18 protein-coding genes and 1 pseudogene are annotated in these 16,616 nt (G+C 64.1%); 13 read left to right on the forward strand and 6 right to left on the reverse strand.

The window, feature by feature from the left end:
* The 4 genes from VN004_RS12515 to VN004_RS12530 all read left to right on the forward strand — a co-directional run.
* A partial coding sequence (locus VN004_RS12515; RefSeq protein ID WP_325610487.1) for a putative PEP-binding protein occupies positions 1 to 595 on the forward strand: 595 nt, incomplete at its 5' end.
* 4 nt (positions 596 to 599) lie between these two features.
* Positions 600 to 1,679, forward strand: a complete 1,080-nt coding sequence (gene prfA, locus VN004_RS12520) for a peptide chain release factor 1 (RefSeq protein ID WP_325610491.1) — start codon at positions 600 to 602, stop codon at positions 1,677 to 1,679.
* Positions 1,676 to 2,566, forward strand: coding sequence for a peptide chain release factor N(5)-glutamine methyltransferase (prmC, locus tag VN004_RS12525; RefSeq protein WP_325610493.1), 891 nt, complete (start codon positions 1,676 to 1,678; stop codon positions 2,564 to 2,566). Before prfA ends, prmC begins: the two co-directional genes overlap by 4 nt.
* 543 nt (positions 2,567 to 3,109) lie before the next feature.
* The gene (locus tag VN004_RS12530) at positions 3,110 to 3,889 is read left to right on the forward strand and encodes a DUF4167 domain-containing protein (RefSeq protein ID WP_325610495.1); all 780 of its coding nucleotides are present in this window, start codon (positions 3,110 to 3,112) and stop codon (positions 3,887 to 3,889) included.
* Positions 3,890 to 3,987: 98 nt separating this feature from the next.
* On the opposite strand, the gene VN004_RS12535 is transcribed toward VN004_RS12530, so the two are convergent.
* Entirely contained in the window at positions 3,988 to 4,746 is a 759-nt protein-coding gene (locus VN004_RS12535; RefSeq protein WP_325610497.1) for a methyltransferase domain-containing protein, read from the reverse strand.
* A 108-nt stretch (positions 4,747 to 4,854) separates the two neighbouring features.
* Here VN004_RS12535 and gloB point away from each other — a divergent pair, with 108 nt between their 5' ends.
* The 4 genes from gloB to VN004_RS12555 all read left to right on the forward strand — a co-directional run bounded on the left by gloB (position 4,855) and on the right by VN004_RS12555 (position 8,219).
* Complete coding sequence (gene gloB / locus VN004_RS12540; RefSeq protein ID WP_325610499.1) at positions 4,855 to 5,622, forward strand: hydroxyacylglutathione hydrolase; 768 nt, start codon at positions 4,855 to 4,857, stop codon at positions 5,620 to 5,622.
* A gap of 106 nt (positions 5,623 to 5,728) precedes the next feature.
* On the forward strand, positions 5,729 to 6,871 hold the full coding sequence (locus tag VN004_RS12545; RefSeq protein ID WP_325610501.1) for a CaiB/BaiF CoA-transferase family protein: 1,143 nt from the start codon (positions 5,729 to 5,731) through the stop codon (positions 6,869 to 6,871).
* The gene (locus VN004_RS12550; protein WP_325610503.1) at positions 6,868 to 7,245 is read left to right on the forward strand and encodes a carboxymuconolactone decarboxylase family protein; all 378 of its coding nucleotides are present in this window, start codon (positions 6,868 to 6,870) and stop codon (positions 7,243 to 7,245) included. The genes VN004_RS12545 and VN004_RS12550 overlap by 4 nt, the downstream gene beginning before the upstream one ends.
* A complete protein-coding gene (locus VN004_RS12555; protein ID WP_325610505.1) occupies positions 7,242 to 8,219 on the forward strand; it encodes an ROK family protein in 978 nt (325 codons plus the stop codon). Before VN004_RS12550 ends, VN004_RS12555 begins: the two co-directional genes overlap by 4 nt.
* 12 nt (positions 8,220 to 8,231) lie before the next feature.
* Here VN004_RS12555 and VN004_RS12560 read toward each other — a convergent pair whose 3' ends face one another.
* Together VN004_RS12560 and VN004_RS12565 are read right to left on the reverse strand one after the other, a co-directional pair.
* Entirely contained in the window at positions 8,232 to 8,792 is a 561-nt protein-coding gene (locus tag VN004_RS12560; RefSeq protein WP_325610507.1) for a macro domain-containing protein, read from the reverse strand.
* 186 nt (positions 8,793 to 8,978) lie between these two features.
* On the reverse strand, positions 8,979 to 10,013 hold the full coding sequence (locus tag VN004_RS12565) for a patatin-like phospholipase family protein (RefSeq protein ID WP_325610525.1): 1,035 nt from the start codon (positions 10,011 to 10,013) through the stop codon (positions 8,979 to 8,981).
* A gap of 155 nt (positions 10,014 to 10,168) precedes the next feature.
* Between VN004_RS12565 and VN004_RS12570 the strand changes: the two genes are divergently transcribed.
* From VN004_RS12570 to ispG, 3 genes and pseudogenes are all read left to right on the forward strand, one after another.
* Positions 10,169 to 10,645, forward strand: a complete 477-nt coding sequence (locus VN004_RS12570) for a Fur family transcriptional regulator (protein ID WP_325610509.1) — start codon at positions 10,169 to 10,171, stop codon at positions 10,643 to 10,645.
* Between the two features lie 125 nt (positions 10,646 to 10,770).
* Entirely contained in the window at positions 10,771 to 11,679 is a 909-nt protein-coding gene (locus tag VN004_RS12575) for a DMT family transporter (RefSeq protein ID WP_325610511.1), read from the forward strand.
* A 96-nt stretch (positions 11,680 to 11,775) separates the two neighbouring features.
* Positions 11,776 to 13,049: pseudogene (ispG, locus tag VN004_RS12580) on the forward strand (flavodoxin-dependent (E)-4-hydroxy-3-methylbut-2-enyl-diphosphate synthase).
* On the opposite strand, the gene VN004_RS12585 reads toward ispG, so the two are convergent.
* Positions 13,050 to 13,211: a hypothetical protein gene (locus tag VN004_RS12585; RefSeq protein WP_325610513.1), complete on the reverse strand. Its 162-nt coding sequence runs from the start codon at positions 13,209 to 13,211 to the stop codon at positions 13,050 to 13,052.
* A gap of 218 nt (positions 13,212 to 13,429) precedes the next feature.
* Between VN004_RS12585 and VN004_RS12590 the strand changes: the two genes are divergently transcribed.
* Positions 13,430 to 13,783, forward strand: a complete 354-nt coding sequence (locus VN004_RS12590) for a hypothetical protein (RefSeq protein WP_325610515.1) — start codon at positions 13,430 to 13,432, stop codon at positions 13,781 to 13,783.
* On the opposite strand, the gene VN004_RS12595 is transcribed toward VN004_RS12590, so the two are convergent.
* Positions 13,780 to 13,989 carry a hypothetical protein gene (locus VN004_RS12595; protein WP_325610518.1) on the reverse strand — a complete coding sequence of 70 codons (210 nt, stop codon included), beginning with the start codon at positions 13,987 to 13,989 and terminating at the stop codon, positions 13,780 to 13,782. The two genes, VN004_RS12590 and VN004_RS12595, sit on opposite strands and share 4 nt — an antisense overlap.
* Before the next feature lie 355 nt (positions 13,990 to 14,344).
* Between VN004_RS12595 and VN004_RS12600 the strand changes: the two genes are divergently transcribed.
* A complete protein-coding gene (locus tag VN004_RS12600) occupies positions 14,345 to 15,889 on the forward strand; it encodes a heme peroxidase family protein (RefSeq protein ID WP_325610522.1) in 1,545 nt (514 codons plus the stop codon).
* Between the two features lie 42 nt (positions 15,890 to 15,931).
* On the opposite strand, the gene VN004_RS12605 is transcribed toward VN004_RS12600, so the two are convergent.
* On the reverse strand, positions 15,932 to 16,616 hold a 685-nt coding region (locus tag VN004_RS12605), incomplete at its 5' end, for an ABC transporter permease (protein WP_325610523.1).

Below are 16,616 nucleotides of genomic sequence, written 5' to 3' on the forward strand. Positions count from 1 at the left end.
GGCGTCCGGCAAGGCGCTGCGCATCATGTTCCCGATGGTCGCGGTGGTCGACGAATTCACCCAGGGCAAGACGATGGTCGAGCACGAACTCACCTATCTTCGCCGGCATGGGCATACGCTGCCGGAGCGGGTCGATATCGGCGTCATGGTCGAGGTGCCGTCGCTTCTGTTCCTGCTCGACGATCTGTTGCCGCAGGTGGATTTTCTTTCGGTGGGCTCGAACGATCTGTGCCAGTTCCTGTTCGCGGCGGACCGCGGCAATTCGCATGTCGCGGAACGCTACGATCCGATTTCGGTGCCGGTCGCACGCGCGTTGCGTCTGATTGCCCGCAAGGGCCGCGAACACCGCAAGCCGGTCACGCTGTGCGGCGAGCTTGCGTCGAAGCCGATCGGCGCGCTGATGCTGGCCGCGCTCGGCTATCGCTCGCTGTCGCTCACCCCGTCGGCGGTCGGGCCGGTCAAGTCCATGCTGCTCGAACTCGATGCCGAGAAAGCACTGGCGGCGATCGGCCCATTGCTCGATCATTCCGAAACCGGCATGACGTTGCGCCAACGCATCGAACAATTCGCCGCGTCCGAAAACCTGCAACTCTGATTCCATGCTGCCAGAAGTCAAACTCGACGCCCTGATGGTGCGTCATGCGGAAATCGAGTCGCGGCTGAACGGCCAGCTGTCGGCCGAGGATTTCGTGAAGCTGTCGCGCGAATTGTCGGAGCTGTCGCCGGTGGTCGAGGCGATCCGCAATTACCGCAGCGCGGCCGCCGAATTGCAGGACGTCGAGGCCTTGTTCGCCGACCCCGGCACCGACAGCGAAATGCGCGAGATTGCCGACGCCGAACGCCGCGAATTGCGCGAGAAGCTGGAAGTTCTCCAGCACCAGATCCGGCTGCAGCTCCTGCCGAAGGATGCGATGGACGAGCGTAGCGTCGTCATCGAAATCCGCGCCGGCACCGGCGGTGACGAGGCGTCGCTGTTCGCCGGCGTGCTGTTTCGCATGTATGAGCGTTACGCCGCGAAACAGGGCTGGAAAGTCGAAGTCGTATCGGCGAGCGAAGGCGCGGTCGGCGGCTACAAGGAAATCATCGCCGAGATCACCGGCCGCGGGGTGTTCGCCAAGCTGAAATACGAATCCGGCGTTCACCGCGTGCAGCGCGTGCCGGAGACCGAAGCGTCCGGCCGCGTTCACACCTCGGCCGCCACCGTCGCCGTCCTGCCGCAGGCGGAAGACGTGGACATCAACATCCGCGACGAAGATCTGAAGATCGACACCATGCGCGCGCAGGGTGCCGGCGGACAGCACGTCAACAAGACCGAATCGGCGATCCGCATCACGCATATCCCGTCCGGCATCGTCGTCGCGGTGCAGGACGATCGCTCGCAGCACAAGAACAAGGCCAAGGCGATGGCGCTGCTTCGCGCCAAGCTCTACGATTCCGAGCGCGAGAAGCTCGACTCTGCGCGCGCCGCCGATCGCAAGGTGCAGGTCGGCTCGGGCGACCGCTCCGAACGCATCCGCACCTATAATTTCCCGCAAGGGCGCGTCACCGATCACCGCATCAACCTCACCCTCTACAAGCTCCCCGAGGTCATCGAAGGCGAGGCATTGGGTGAGCTGATCGATGCGCTGGTGGCGGAGAATCAGGCGGCGCTGCTCGCCGCGCAGAACGACGCGGCATGAGCCTGCCCGATCGCGCGATCGAGATCGCAGCGGCGCGCCGCATTCTCGCAGCGCAGTTCGAAAAAGCCGGGATCGACACCGCAGCGCTCGATGCGCGGCTCCTGATCGGTCATGCCCTGTCGCTCGATCACACCGGCCTTGCCAGCGCGGCAAAGCGGCTGCTCACGCCGGCGGAGCGCGACACTATTTCCGCGCTCGCCGCGCGCCGCGTGGCCGGCGAACCGGTCGCACGCATTGTCGGCGTGAAGGAATTTTGGGGATTGCCGCTGACGCTCTCGGCCGCGACGCTGGTGCCGCGGCCCGATACCGAAACCGTTGTCGAAGCGGCACTCGCGATCGTCGAACCTGCGCGCAGAAACGAACCGCTGCGCATCGCCGATCTTGGTACAGGCACGGGTGCGATCCTCTTCGCCCTCCTCCACGAGTGGCCGCAGGCGACGGGGCTCGGCATCGACATCGATCCGCAGGCCGTCGAAACCGCCCGCGCCAATGCAGCATTGCTTGGCATGGAGGCTCGCGCCGAATTTCGCGTTGCCGATTTCAACGAGGACCTGACCGAACGATTCGACCTCGTTGTTTCAAACCCGCCCTATATTCCGACACGTGACATCGCAGGTTTGGCCCGCGAAGTGCGCGACCACGATCCGCGCCGCGCACTCGACGGCGGCGCCGACGGACTTCATGCCTATCGGGCGATCGCGCGCCGTGCGCCATATCTTCTGAAGCCCGACGCGTTCCTGATTGTGGAAATCGGCATCGGCCAGACCGCCGATGTGGAGGCGATATTTAACGCTGCCGACGGCCTTGAAGTCGTCGCTGTAAAGCCCGATCTATCGGGTATTCCGCGAGCGGTCAGCGTCCGGCACAGGGGCCGGAAAACGGCTTGAAACCGTCACTTTCGCCATTCCCGGATGGCCATTCCGCCCCGCAAAAATAACGCTTGGATTATCGGAACGGACAGACTAGTTTCGTTTCAGATTATCCGGCCCTGAAGCGGGCCGCCAATTGAGGCCCGGGTGCGGTCGATGAGGGAAGAGGGCTTCCCCGAAACGGCTCCCGCGAAGGCGGCGGCCAATCGTATCAAGGGCACGTAGCCGAAACGGGCATTGGTCGACACGACAGGTCGAGCGACGAAATAAGGCGAACGAACAAAGATTTTTGCCGATTTGATCGGGTGCTGCTCCGGTGGCGTCTGACCGATGGTAACGGGCCGTCCGCGCGCCCACCGAGAAGCGGCTGACAGATGGCGCATACGCGCGCCGGGGGTAGAGGCTGTCGGAACGAACAGGTCCGAAACCAAGGCGGTCCGGTGCTGAATCTGCCGCGAACGCGAGCGGAGCCAGACCATCGCTGTGACACTGAAACTCGAGTTGGCGTAGTTCGCACCGGCGGCGCAGGCCGCGCATCAGGAGTTGGCAAACAGGCGAGCCATGAGAAACGGTCAGAATAAGCATCGGATGCGGGGTCGTAGCCGCAGCGGTAAGAGCCACAATCCGCTGACCCGGGTGTATGAATCGAACGGCCCGGACGTGAAGATCCGCGGCACCGCGAATCATGTTGCCGAGAAATACATCCAGCTCGCGCGCGACGCGACGGCGTCCGGCGATCCGGTTGCGGCGGAGAATTATTATCAGCACGCCGAACACTATTTCCGCCTGATCGCGGCCGCTCAGGAACAATTCCGCCAGAGCCAGCCGTTTCAGCAGCGGGACAGCGACGACAGCTTCGACGGCGACGACGATTCACAGCCGAATTACGCGGAGCCGCATTCGCCGCAGCCCTATCAGCAGCAGCCGCGCGAACCGCAGGGCTACCAGCAGCGCGAACAGCCTTATCCGCGCGACAATCAACCGCATTATCAGCAGCGTCAGGACAATCGTGGCGACCGTGGCGACAATCGCGGTGACCGTGGCGACAATCGCCGCGAGGGCCGTCACGAGAATCGTCCCCAGCATCAGGACAATCGTCAGGCGCATCAGGGCAACGGCGCGCAGGACGAGACCATCGACCGGCTGCCGTCGTTCATCACGGGAGGCCCGGCGCAGGGCGCTCAGCCGAATGGCGGACAGGACGCGCAGCCGAGCGGCGAGCGTTTCCCGAGCCGCCGCAATTCGCGGCGCCGCGACTATCGCGGTCCGCGTGCCGAGCGCGGTGCGCCCGAAGGCGGCGACGACGCTTCGCAGCAGGCTCAGCCGCCCGCAGGCGAGTAATCAGGATTGCCGGAGCGCGGCGTAACCGCGCGTCCGGCACCTGCTTCTTTCAAAGCAATTCGGTTCCGCGCGAGGAGCAACGCGCTCACGCGGCGCCGTTATTGGCCGGTCTCCGAATCGCGCGCCACGCCGCGCGATGACGGCGCCAGGGCCGGTTCCAGTCGCGGCACGAGGACGCGCTTTTCCCGGCGCACGGGGATCGCCCGATAGGCTTGCTTGCGGGCGTCAACAATATGCACGCCGGGAAATGGCGACAGGATCGTCGGCCCGAGCCGCTCCCACACACCGGCCGAACGCAGGAACCAGTTTCGCTGCACCGGAGGCACGAACAGCGCCTCGCCCCAGGCATCCGGCGTGAACATGGTCTCGCGCAGGATGCGGGTGATCTGCGAGCGCGAATACGGCCGCCCATGGCCGAACGGCGTGTGGTCCATGCGCGCCCAGAGACCGCGGCGATTCGGCACCACGGCAAGTAACCGGCCATTGGCGGACAACACCCGCCAGACCTCGCGCAACAGCCGGACCGGATCGTCGGCCATTTCCAGCGCGTGAACGAGAAGGACGCGATCGACCGCGGCATCCGTGAGCGGCAATTCGGTTTCGTCGACCAGCGCCGCGAGGCCGGGCTTGTTCGAGGGCCATTTCACCACGCCCTGCGAGGCCGGCATGAAGGCCAGGCAGCGCTCCGCCTCCTCGCGGAACAAGCCGAGATAGGGTGTGGTGTAGCCAATCCCGGCGATCCGCTCGCCGCGCGCCCCGTTCAACTGCGCGCGGATACCCTGCCCGACCAAGCGGCGCGCCACGATGCCGAGCGACTGGGCATAGAAATTCCGCAGATCGACTACGTCGACGAACATGGCCGCAAGCTACCATGAAATGCCGGGCTCGCACTGCGCCGGCTTCCCGCATTCTCCACATGGCACAGGCATGGTAACGTCATCGTTCAACCCAGGAACGGAACCATTATGCCGGCGAAAATTCACCAATTCCCCTGTCTCTCAGATAATTTCGGCGTCCTCATCCACGATCCGGAGACCGGCGCCACGGCGGCCATCGATGCACCGGAGGCGGCTGCGGTGGAGAAGGCCCTGAGGGAGACCGGCTGGTCTCTGACCGACATCCTGGTCACGCACCATCATGCAGACCACACGCAGGGCATTCCGGAACTGAAGGCGAAGCACAAATGCAAGGTGACGTCGCCGAAGAAGGAAGCGGCAAAGATCGCCGATACGGACGCGACCTACGGCGAAGGCGACATTGTGAAGGTGGGCTCGCTGGAAGCGCGGGTGATCGACACGCCGGGCCACACGGCGGGGCACATTTCGCTCGTGTTCGACAAGGAGAAGATCGGCTTTTTCGGCGACACGCTGTTCTCGATCGGCTGCGGCCGGGTGATCGAGGGAACGCCGGCGCAGATGTGGGAGTCGCTCCTTAAAATCCGCGCGCTGCCCGATGACATCACCTTCTATTGCGGGCACGAATACACGCAGGCGAACATCAAATTCGCGCTGACCATCGAGCCGGAAAATCCGGCGCTGCAGAAGCGCGCCGCCGAGGTGGACGAATTGCGTGCCGCCGGCAAGCCGACGCTGCCGCAGACGCTCGGCGTGGAGAAGGCGGCGAATGTGTTCCTGCGCGCGGACATTCCCTCGGTCGCGGACGCCGTCGGCATGAGCGGCAAACCTGCGGCCGAGGTGTTCAGGGAAATCCGCGAACGGAAGAACAAGTTCTGACAAACACTTGCAGGATGTTTTCTGCGCTCATCGCCGCGCAAACGGGGATCCGGTCCCTGGCTCTTCGTCCTCGCTTTCGCCGCGGTGAACGGAGTTGAGCCAACCGATGACCCTCCCGCTCTCCGGCCTTCTTGTTGTATCGCTCGAACAGGCGGTGGCGGCGCCGCAGGCGACATGCCGCCTCGCCGATGCCGGCGCGCGCGTGATCAAGATCGAACGGCCGGAGGGCGATTTCGCGCGCAGCTATGACGCCTATGTGCATGGCGAGAGCGCAAACTTCGTCTGGCTCAATCGCGGCAAGGAATCGGTCGTGCTCGACCTCGGCAAGCCCGCCGACAAGGCATTGCTCGCAGCGATGCTCGCGAAGGCCGATGTATTCGTGCAAAATCTCAAACCAGGGGCGATCGCCAAACTCGGCTTTCCGATCGCGGAGCTGCGCAAGAAGCACCCGCGGCTGATCTGCTGTTCGATCTCCGGCTACGGCGAGAGCGGCCCCTACACGACGCGCAAGGCCTACGATCTCCTGGTGCAGGCGGAGGTCGGACTCGCCTCGATCACCGGGGGCCCGGAGGCGCCCGCACGTGTCGGTTTTTCGGTCGCCGATATCGGCGCCGGGATGAATGCCTATCAGGCGATCCTCGAAGCGCTGATCGCGCGCGACCGCACCGGCGAGGGCACAGCGATCTCGGTCTCGCTGTTCGATGCCATGGCGGAATGGATGACGGTGCCGCTTCTGTCCTATGAGGGCGGGCATCCGTTCAAGCGCATCGGACTCGCGCATGCCGCCATCGCGCCCTATGGCGTGTTCAAGAGCCGCGACGGCATCGACCTCCTGATCTCGATCCAGAACGATCGCGAGTGGCGCGTCCTCGCCGACAAGGTGCTGGGCGATGTAACGCTCGCCAGCGATCCGCGCTTTGCGACCGGGATCGCGCGCGTCGAGAATCGTGCGGCAACCGACAGGCTGGTCGGCGACGCCTTCGCGCGCTTCGATGCGGCGGCCTTGATGGCGCTCCTTGAGACGGCCGACATTGCATTCGCGCGCGTCAGCGATTGCGCGGCGCTGTCGGTCCATCCGCATCTGCGGCGGATCAGCGTCGACACCCCGAGCGGCCCGGCAACAATGCCGGCGCCGGCGCCGGTGCTCGAACAAACGCGCCGTTACGGCGCCATACCGAAGCTCGGCGAACATACCGACACGATCCGCGCGGAATTTCTCAACAACATCAGCGAAGGGGAACGACCATGAACAAGGAGATGTACGACAAGGGGCTTTCGATCCGCCGCAAGGTGCTGGGCGATACCTATGTCGATGCGCAGCTCAAGAACGCGGACGATTTCAACCGGCCGCTGCAGGAACTCGTCACCGAATATTGCTGGGGCCATGTCTGGGGCCGCGAGGGCCTTCCGCTCAAGCAGCGCTCGATGCTCAATCTCGCGATGATCTCGATCCTCAACCGCCCGCACGAACTGAAGGCGCATATCAAGGGCGCGCTGACCAACGGCGTGACCAAGGACGAGATCATGGAGGTCTTCCTGCAGGTCGCGATCTATGCCGGCGTGCCGTGCGCGGTGGATTCGTTCCGCATCGCCCGTGAGGTCTTCGCGGCGGAGGGCAAATGAATGTCCGCGCGGTGCCTGCTGGCGGCGTGACGATGTCCGACATCCTGATAGCCGATATCGGCGGCACCACGAGCCGCGCCGCTTTCGCTTCGCTCGGCGGGCGGCCGGAACACATCATCACCATCGCCAATGACAGCGTCGAGGGACTGGAGGGCGTCCTCGCGCAATTGCTCGACGGCACAACGCAGCGGCCGCGCGCCGCTGTGCTGGCGCTCGCAGCGCCAGTGGCGGGCGACGTGATCACGCTGACCAATCGCAACTGGTGTGTGCGATTGCCGGAGCTGTCGGCCCGCTTCGGAATTTCGCCGATCCACGCGGTGAATGATTTCGAGGCGCTGGCCTGGGCGCTTCCGCACCTGAAGCCGGGCGACCTGCAGCTGATCGGCGACCACGCCGAATGGCCCGCCGGCGTGAAGCTCGTCCTCGGACCGGGGACCGGGCTTGGCGTCGCTGCGCTGGTGCCGGCCGCTGGCGGCTGGCAGGTGATTGCGAGCGAGGCCGGCCATTCGTCCTTCGGGCCCGCCTATCCCGACGAGGAGATCATCTTCCACCGGCTTGCCGAAAAAGCTGCGCCGCTCTCCGCCGAACGCGTGCTGTCCGGGCCGGGACTCGTTGCGCTGCATGAAGCGATGCATCCGGGCACGCTGCGGGTGCCGTCCGAAATGATCGTGCGGCAGGCTCGTGCCGGCGACCGCGCATCGCGCGCGACCGTTGCGATGTTCGTGCGCCTGCTCGGACGCTTCGCCGGCGACATGGCGCTCACCTTCCGCGCGACGGGGGGCGTTTACATCGCCGGCGGCGTCGCGACCGGCCTCGGGCCATTATTCGACGCGGGCCTGTTTCGCGCCGCATTCGAGCGGCATCCGCCTTACGAGGCCTTGCTGAAGGCAATCCCGTCGGCGCTGATCACCTGTCCGGAGCCCGGACTGATCGGCTGCGTCGCCGTTGCCGAACGTTTGATACGTTCGGTCTGACCGGCATTCCGGTCAAGCGAGACCCAGCTCGGCAAATGTCTCCACATAATGCTGCCCCGACCGGGCATCGAAGCAGCACAGCACCACGCGCTTGATGCTGCCTGCCTTCGCCGACAATTCCGAGACCACCGCGCCTGTTGCAATGCGCGCAGCACGATCACCCGGAAAGCCATAAATCCCGGTCGAGATCGCGGGAAAGGCGATGCTGGCCAGCCTGTTGGCCGCCGTGATTTCGAGCGCGCGGCGATAGCAGGAGGCGAGCAAGGCATCCTCATTCGCATCGCCGCCATGCCAGACCGGCCCGACGGCATGGATGATGTGCCGTGCCTTCAACCGGAAGCCGTCCGTCATTTTCGCGTCGCCGGTGCTGCAACCGCCAAGCCGCGCGCATGCAGCATCGAGCTCCGGTCCCGCGGCCCGAAAGATCGCGCCGCATACGCCGCCGCCGCGCACCAGCGCTTCGTTTGCCGCATTGACGATGACGTCCACGTCGAGCGTCGTGATGTCGCCGATCACAATATCGATGTGAGTTTTGCCGATTTCGGCGGTGAGAACAGGCGTTGACGAGGTCATGACTCACGTTAGCACAGCGCGTGCGGACGATGAACGCGAATGCCTCCGCATCGCCATGTCTTGTCATGCCCCGCGAAAGCGGGGCATCCAGTAAACTTCTGAAGCGGTTGTGTGTTTGCTGGATCGCCCGCTTTCGCGGGCGATGACAGCTTAAGAGCGGCAGCTTCTGCGAAAACTGAATATGCTCTACGCCGCCGTCTCCTTGGCGAGATCGAGTGTCGAGCGGTGACCGATGGCGTCGAAATGTCGGTCGAGGAACCGTCGCGCGGCGCGGCGCCCGGCGCGATGCAAGAGCGCGAAGAAATCGAAATCGTTCTTCAACCGCGAGCCGCTCAATCGCTTGTCCAGTCCTTCGAGCAGAATGCGATGCACATTCACGACAGGCGCATGGCGGCCGGCGCGGCCGACAAATTCCAGCGCGCGCAATTCGGCCGCCAGCGACGAGGAGAATGCGATCTCGTTGACGCGATGCAGGATCTCGCGGGCCGAAGTCGGGGTATCGTCTCGCCGCAGCGGCGCGATCTGGACCAGCAGCACATCGTCGTCATTCTCCGCGACGAGCGGAAGGATCGGCGGATTGCCGGTGAAGCCACCATCCCAGTAGGGCTCGCCATCGATCTCGACGGCGCGGAAGACATGCGGTAGCGCGGCGGAGGCCATCACCACGTCGGCCGTAATATCTTCGCGGCGGAACACGCGCAGACGTCCGCTGCGCACATTGGTCGCGGAGACGAACAGGTCGAGACCGCGATAGGCGCGGATCGCATCGAAATCGACGAAGCGTTCGATCAGTTGCTTCAGCGGATTGATGTTGAGCGGATTGAAATCGTAAGGGCTCATCACCCGCGACATCGCGTCGACGAAGAGCTGAACCGGCGAACTGCCGAGGGGAAACAAGGCGAGCACGCGCTCCAGAACCGCGCGCTGCGGTCCCGGCAGTCCGCCGCCGAGGCTCGCCGCACGCCAGAATTCCGCGAGACGCCTGCGCGCCTCTTCGGGTCCGCCTCGTGCAAGTCCATCCGCCAGCATCACGGCATTCACGGCACCGGCCGATGCGCCTGAAATCCCCGAGAAGGTCAGCCGCGTATCCTCGAGCAGGTAATCCAACACGCCCCAGGTGAAGGCGCCGTGCGCGCCACCGCCCTGAAGCGCCAGATTGAGGCGTTTGCCACGCGCAGCCGGCAGCGCCCCCTTCAGAAGCCGGTGAACGCCGGCCGACATGTCCTTCAGCATTCAGTTCCCCGATCGCTGCAACAGACACAACCAAGCTAAGACCCTCTTGTTGCATTGCAATAAACAAATTTGTGCATTGCAAAACCTCGCTCGCAAAAGGCGGCGCGGCTTGCGGTTCGGCGATGGGGCTATAAGAGAAGAGGATGGAAAGCCCGGTATTTCCCGCGCCGGATCATGATCACAGGCGCTGCAGCGCGGACGCGTTGCAGCACGCCGAGACGCTGTGCCACCAGCGTGGCCAACGCCTGACGCCGACCCGCCGTCAGGTGCTTGAAGTCCTGCTCGAGAGCCACAAGCCGCTCGGCGCCTACGAGATCATCGACCGCGCGGCGCGGCACGGCACCCGCCATGCACCGATCACGGTCTACCGGTCGCTCGATTTCCTGATCGAGAACGGGCTGGCGCACCGGATCGAAAGCCGCAACGCCTACATCGCCTGCGGACACCGGCACGGCGCGCAGGACCTTGTGGTGTTCCTGATCTGCGAACGCTGCGGCGAGGTGGGCGAAGCGCCGTCCCAGGTCGTTGCGGAATCGCTGAAGAGCGCGACCCGCGCCGCCGGCTTCACCCCGAAGGCGCCGGTGATCGAAATCACCGGCATCTGCAGCAATTGCCGATAGACGCACGCAGCTGCACGGCACCCACCGCAGACAGGGGCACATGGCCGCCATGAGCCCGGCTTCCTGTTCGCGCCGCCAATTCACGGCTAAGAATCGGGGGCTGCCATCCCCGCCGGGAACCATTCATGACATCGACCACACAGCACAATGCGGCGACCCGCCCGCTCGAACTGGGCGCTGCCGCGCTGGTGGTGTTTCTTTGCCTGTGCTGGGGCTTCAATCAGGTCGCGGTGAAACTCGCGCTCGCAGACATTCCGCCGCTGACCCAGGCCTGGATCCGCTCGGCGGGGGCCGCACTGCTGATCTGGATCTATGCGCGCAGCCGCGGGATCTCCCTCGAAATGCGCGGCGAGACGCTCAAAGCCGGGCTGATCGCGGGGGTCCTGTTCGGGCTCGAATTCATCTTCATCTATCGGTCCCTGCTCTTCACCACCGCGAGCCGCACCACGCTCTTCATCTATTGCGCCCCCTTCGTGGTGGTCTTGGGATCGCATTTCCTCGTGCGGAACGACCGTTTTCGCTGGACGCAATGGGCCGGACTCCTGATGTCGTTCGCGGGCGTGATGCTCGCCTTCGGGGTACCGACGCCGGCCGAAAATCCGCATCAACTGTTCGGGGACCTGCTCGCCCTCGCCGCCGGCGTCGCCTGGGGCCTCACCACCCTGGTCGTGAAATCGACCTCGCTGGCTCGCGCGGCACCGGAAAAGACCCTGCAATATCAATTGCTCGTCTCGGTCCCGATGCTGGTGATATCGGCGTGGCTGTTCGGCGAAACCGTCACGAAGATGCCCGGCACGGTGGCCCTCGCCTCGCTCGCCTATCAGACGATCTGGGTGGTTTCGCTGACCTTCCTGTTGTGGTTCATGCTGGTGGCGAAGTATTCCGCCAGCCGCCTGTCCTCGTTCACATTTCTGACGCCTTTGTTCGGCGTGTTCGCAGGCCATATGGTATTGGGGGACCCGATCACGCTGGCCTTCGCGGGCGCTGTGACGTTGGTCATCGGCGGCCTGATCCTGGTTAACCGTCCACGATAAGGCTTTGTGCGACAAAATCCGTCCCGGAGCGGCGGTTTGCGGTTCCGGACGCGGGGTTGTACTCCCGTTCTCACAATCGGATGTTAGATTACTTTGATGGATCAGCGGACTTTTCAGGAAACCCTCGGTGCTCCTGCACCGCGTCACCCCTCGGTGGCGGTGGATGTGGGCGGCGTCACGGTCGGCGGCGGCGCCCCGATCGTGGTGCAGTCCATGACCAACACGGATACGGCCGACGTCGAGCAGACCGCGCGCCAGGTCGCCGCGCTCGCCCGCCAGGGCTCGGAGCTCGTGCGCATCACGGTGGATCGTGACGAAGCGGCGGCGGCCGTTCCGCATATCCGCGACCGGCTCGCCAAGATGAGCGTGCGGGTGCCGCTGATCGGCGACTTCCACTATATCGGGCACAAGCTCCTGGCCGATCATCCGGCCTGTGCCGAAGCGCTCGACAAGTACCGCATCAATCCGGGCAATGTCGGCTTCAAGGACAAGAAGGACCGGCAGTTCGGCGCGATCATCGAAACCGCGATGCGTCACGGCAAGCCGGTGCGGATCGGCGCCAATTGGGGTTCGCTCGATCAGGAATTGCTCACGCATCTGATGGACGAGAACGCAAAGCTGCCGCGTCCCGCAGAGGCGCGCGCGGTGATGCGCGAAGCGATGGTGCAATCGGCGCTGCTATCCGCCGACCGCGCGGTGGAGATGGGCCTGCCGAAGAACCGGATCATCCTGTCGGCCAAGGTGTCCGCTGTGCAGGACCTGATCGCCGTCTATATCGATCTCGCGCGGCGCTCCGATTATGCGATCCATCTCGGTCTCACCGAAGCGGGCATGGGCTCGAAGGGCATTGTTGCGTCGTCTGCCGCGCTTGGCATTCTCTTGCAGCAGGGCATCGGCGATACCATCCGCGTGTCACTCACGCCGGAGCCGGTGGTGACCGCACGCTTGAAGTGAAGGTGGCGCAGGAAATCCTGCAGACCATGGGCTTTCGCACCTTCGTGCCGCTGGTCGCGGCCTGCCCCGGTTGCGGACGGACGACATCGACCACGTTCCAGGAACTGGCGCGCGATATCCAATCCTTCATCCACGCATCGATGCCGGAATGGAAGACGCGCTATCCGGGCGTCGAGGGGCTGAATGTCGCGGTGATGGGCTGCATCGTGAATGGTCCCGGCGAGAGCAAGCATGCCGATATCGGCATCTCGCTGCCAGGCACCGGTGAAGCGCCGGCGGCGCCGGTCTTCATCGACGGCAAGAAAGCCGTCACGCTGCGCGGCCCGACCGTCGCCGACGACTTCAAGGCAATGGTCATCGACTACATCGAGCGCCGTTACGGCGTCGGCGCTGCGGGCAAGACCGCCGCGGAGTGATCAGCGGCGGGGGCGCCCGCTGCCGCTCATCCGTGCATGGGACTCTCGCGCGTCGGACGAAGGCGACGCACCGAAGCGCGTGCTTGCCTCGGTGATGGCCCAGAGCAGGCCAAAAATCAGCGCGCTGACCGCAAACAGCAGAAGCAAGTCTTCAAGGATCAACTCACGTCCCCCTTGTCTTCATGCCGCCGCCCCTCCTGAAAAACGGCGGCCGCATGATCTGCGTTCCCTTCGCATTCTTTCATGTCGGAATTGTAATCGCTGCATCGCAAAAGAATCGGCTGCCGCTGCCGGTGGCGTGACGGCTTTCGCGCTTGCGAAGCAGTGGAGCGCTGCGATGCCGCATTGCCGCCACCTGAGCGCGCTCCCATATCACCGTCATGCCGAACGACGATTTCAGAAAGCCCCCGGTCGAGCGCCCACGCGTCGAACCCGAAATCATTCCGCCCCGGGCGCAGTCACGCCGTGGCGGATTCGAGAGCCTGTTCGTGCATATCGAAGAAGGCGATGACGGTATCCGCAGGGTGCAGGTCAAGACGCCCGGCCCGTTCACCGTCGCGCTGATCCTGCTGGCCGCCGGAGCGGTCGCCGCGCTGTTCTTTTTGTTACTGGCCGGCCTGATGCTGCTTTGGATACCGCTGATCATTGTCGCTATCCTGATCGCGGTGTTCTCCGTGTCAACCCGTGGCCTGTGGGCGCGGGCGCAGGGCTGGCTTCGCGGCGTGTGGCGTTAGCGCCCGCTTTCCTCACCGGATACCACCGACGCATTCAGCGCCTCGCGCAGCGCCACGATCTCACCGTGGAGCTTGTCGATGTCGCGCACCGCACCTTCCGCGATGCAACCGATGGCTGCCGGAATTTTCGCGACCTTGTTGCGCAATGCGGTGCCCTCCGCCGTGAGCGTGATGCGGACCTGACGCTCGTCTTCCTTATTACGCACGCGGCGAACAAGGCCCGCCGCTCCGCGCGCATATGGTGTTCCCCTATTCGGAAGCCGCGCGCAGGAATCTCGATGTGAAGATCAGTTTGGTGGATTGAGACGCGTTACATCGAACGCCGTCCATCGGTCGCGCGGAAGATGGCGCTCGCCCTCCTGCGCGTCAGCTCACTCATTTCTATTACACTTTTTAGTTGTATTTGTTTCATTTACAATTATAGATAACTCCGCTCAGTCATGCGCGGTGCTCTGACAGATCGGCTTTGGGTCGTCTGGAGGCTGTCTCCGGCAGGAACCCGCCTCGAAACCGCTCACCCGGGCCGCGCGCATAACCATCCGCTGGGGGAGGCGGTTCACCATGCATGAAGAAATCACAATTGCGCCCGGCCACGGCACGGCCGGACGAAAGCCCACGCCCGAATCACTGGCGCGCCAGCGCCTGAGCGGGCATTCCGATCCCGGCATGTTCGGACGCATGTTTCCGGACCTGCTACCGCTCAAAGTGCCACCGGCTGCACTTGAGGCACTCGGCGCTGCGATGCTCGATGCTTCACCGGGCGACCCTGGAGGCAACAATCCGGGTGTTCCCGCAGGCTTCACCTATCTTGGTCAGTTCGTCGACCACGACATCACGCTCGACCTCACTTCGATCGGCGAGAAGAATGCCGATCCCGACGGCATCGAAAATTTTCGAACACCGGCCCTCGATCTCGACGCGATCTATGGTCTCGGCCCGGACGGAAGTCGGCATCTTTACGCGCGCAATCTCGATAACGGCAAAGCCCCCGGTCCAAAATTACTGATCGGAAAAACCTTCAACGTCCCGGACACCGGCATCACAGGCGATCTTCGCAACGACTTGCCGCGCAATCAGGAAGGCTTCGCGCTGATCGGCGATCACCGCAACGACGAAAATCTGGTCGTCGCGCAGACTCATCTTGCCTTTCTGAAATTCCACAACAAGGTCTGCGACATGATCACGACGCCCGGCAGGAAGCCGGACGAGATTTTCCAGGAGGCGCGCCGCATCGTCACCTGGCATTACCAATGGATGGTGCTGCACGACTTCGTCGAGCGCGTGACCGAGCGCGGCATCGTTGCGAAGATTCTGCACGAGGGCCGCAAGTTCTATCGCTTCAAGCGGTTGCCCTACATGCCCGTCGAGTTTTCAGCGGCGGCCTATCGCTTCGGCCACAGCATGGTGAGGGGCCGCTATAATCACAATCGCCTGTTTCCCGCGGCGACACTCGAGCAGCTATTCCAGTTCACCGGCCTGTCGGGAAATATTGTCGGCGACCTTGCGAGCACTATGCCGCCGCCGCCGCCACCGCAATTCCATCTTCCGACATTGCCCAGCAACTGGATCATCGACTGGCGCCGTTATTACGACCTCTCCCCACCGGCCAATCCGGAGAGTGTCAATCTCAATCTGTCGCGCAAGATCGATCCGTTGCTGGTCGCGCCATTGCACACCCTTCCGGGCGGTGGCGGCAATCTGGCCGTTCGCAACTTGAAGCGCGGCGTTCATCTTGGCCTGCCGTCGGGTCAGTCAGTCGCCGGCGCGATCGGCGTAACACCGCTGACGCCGGACGAGATAGCGACCGGTCCTGACGGGGACGCCGCGAAGAAGCACGGCCTGCTCAAACACACGCCGCTTTGGTACTACATCCTCAAAGAAGCGCAGATGAAGGGCGGCGGCATCAAGCTCGGTCCCGTGGGATCGACAATCGTCGCCGAGGTCTTCGTCGGCCTCGTTCACGGCGACCACGAGTCGTATCTCTGGCAGAGAGGCCCGAGCTGGAGGCCTGAACTGCCGTCAAGGACGCCCGGAACATTTCTGATGACCGATCTTCTGCGGCTGGTCGGCGACATCAGTCCGATCGATGGCATAAGCACATTGTAACGCGAGGGCGCGCGCATCCTTGAGCATGCAAGGATGCGCGGCTCACGTATGCCGCAGCGCCTCGATTGGATCGAGACGCGAGGCGCGCAGCGCCGGATACCAGCCGAAGAACACACCGACGAGGCCTGAAAACACCACCGCAATCACGATCGACGCGGGCTCAACGAGAAGCGGCCAACCCGCAGCGTTCGAGATCAGATAGGCCGCGCCAACGCCGAGCAGGACGCCGATCAATCCGCCGATGGCGGCGAGCCCTGTTGCCTCGAACAGGAATTGCCGCAGGATGTCCCATTGCCGCGCGCCAAGCGCAAGACGCAGCCCGATCTCGCGCGTGCGCTCGGTCACCGACACCAGCATGATGTTCATGATCCCGATGCCGCCGACCGCGAGCGACACGCCGGCGACGGCCGCAAGCAACAGCGCCAGCGTGCGGGCGCTGGCTTCGCGCGTCGCCGCGATATCGGCGAGGTTTCGGATCGAAAAATCGTCCTCGTGTCCTGGCTGCAGGCGATGACGCTGCCGCAACAGCTGCTTCACGTCGTTCTCGACGACGCTCATATTTTCGCCGTCGAGCACCTTGACGTAGATCGAACCGACCGCACGCGCATTCGCCTGGTTGCGGCCGAGCACGCGTTGCCGCGCGGTATTGAGCGGCACCAAGGCGACATCGTCCTGATCCTGGCCCCAGGTGGTCTGACCCTTGCGGCTCATCACGCCGATGATGCGC

It is taken from the genome of Pseudorhodoplanes sp. (assembly GCF_035565855.1).
In the GTDB taxonomy this organism is placed as follows: Bacteria; Pseudomonadota; Alphaproteobacteria; order Rhizobiales; family Xanthobacteraceae; genus Pseudorhodoplanes.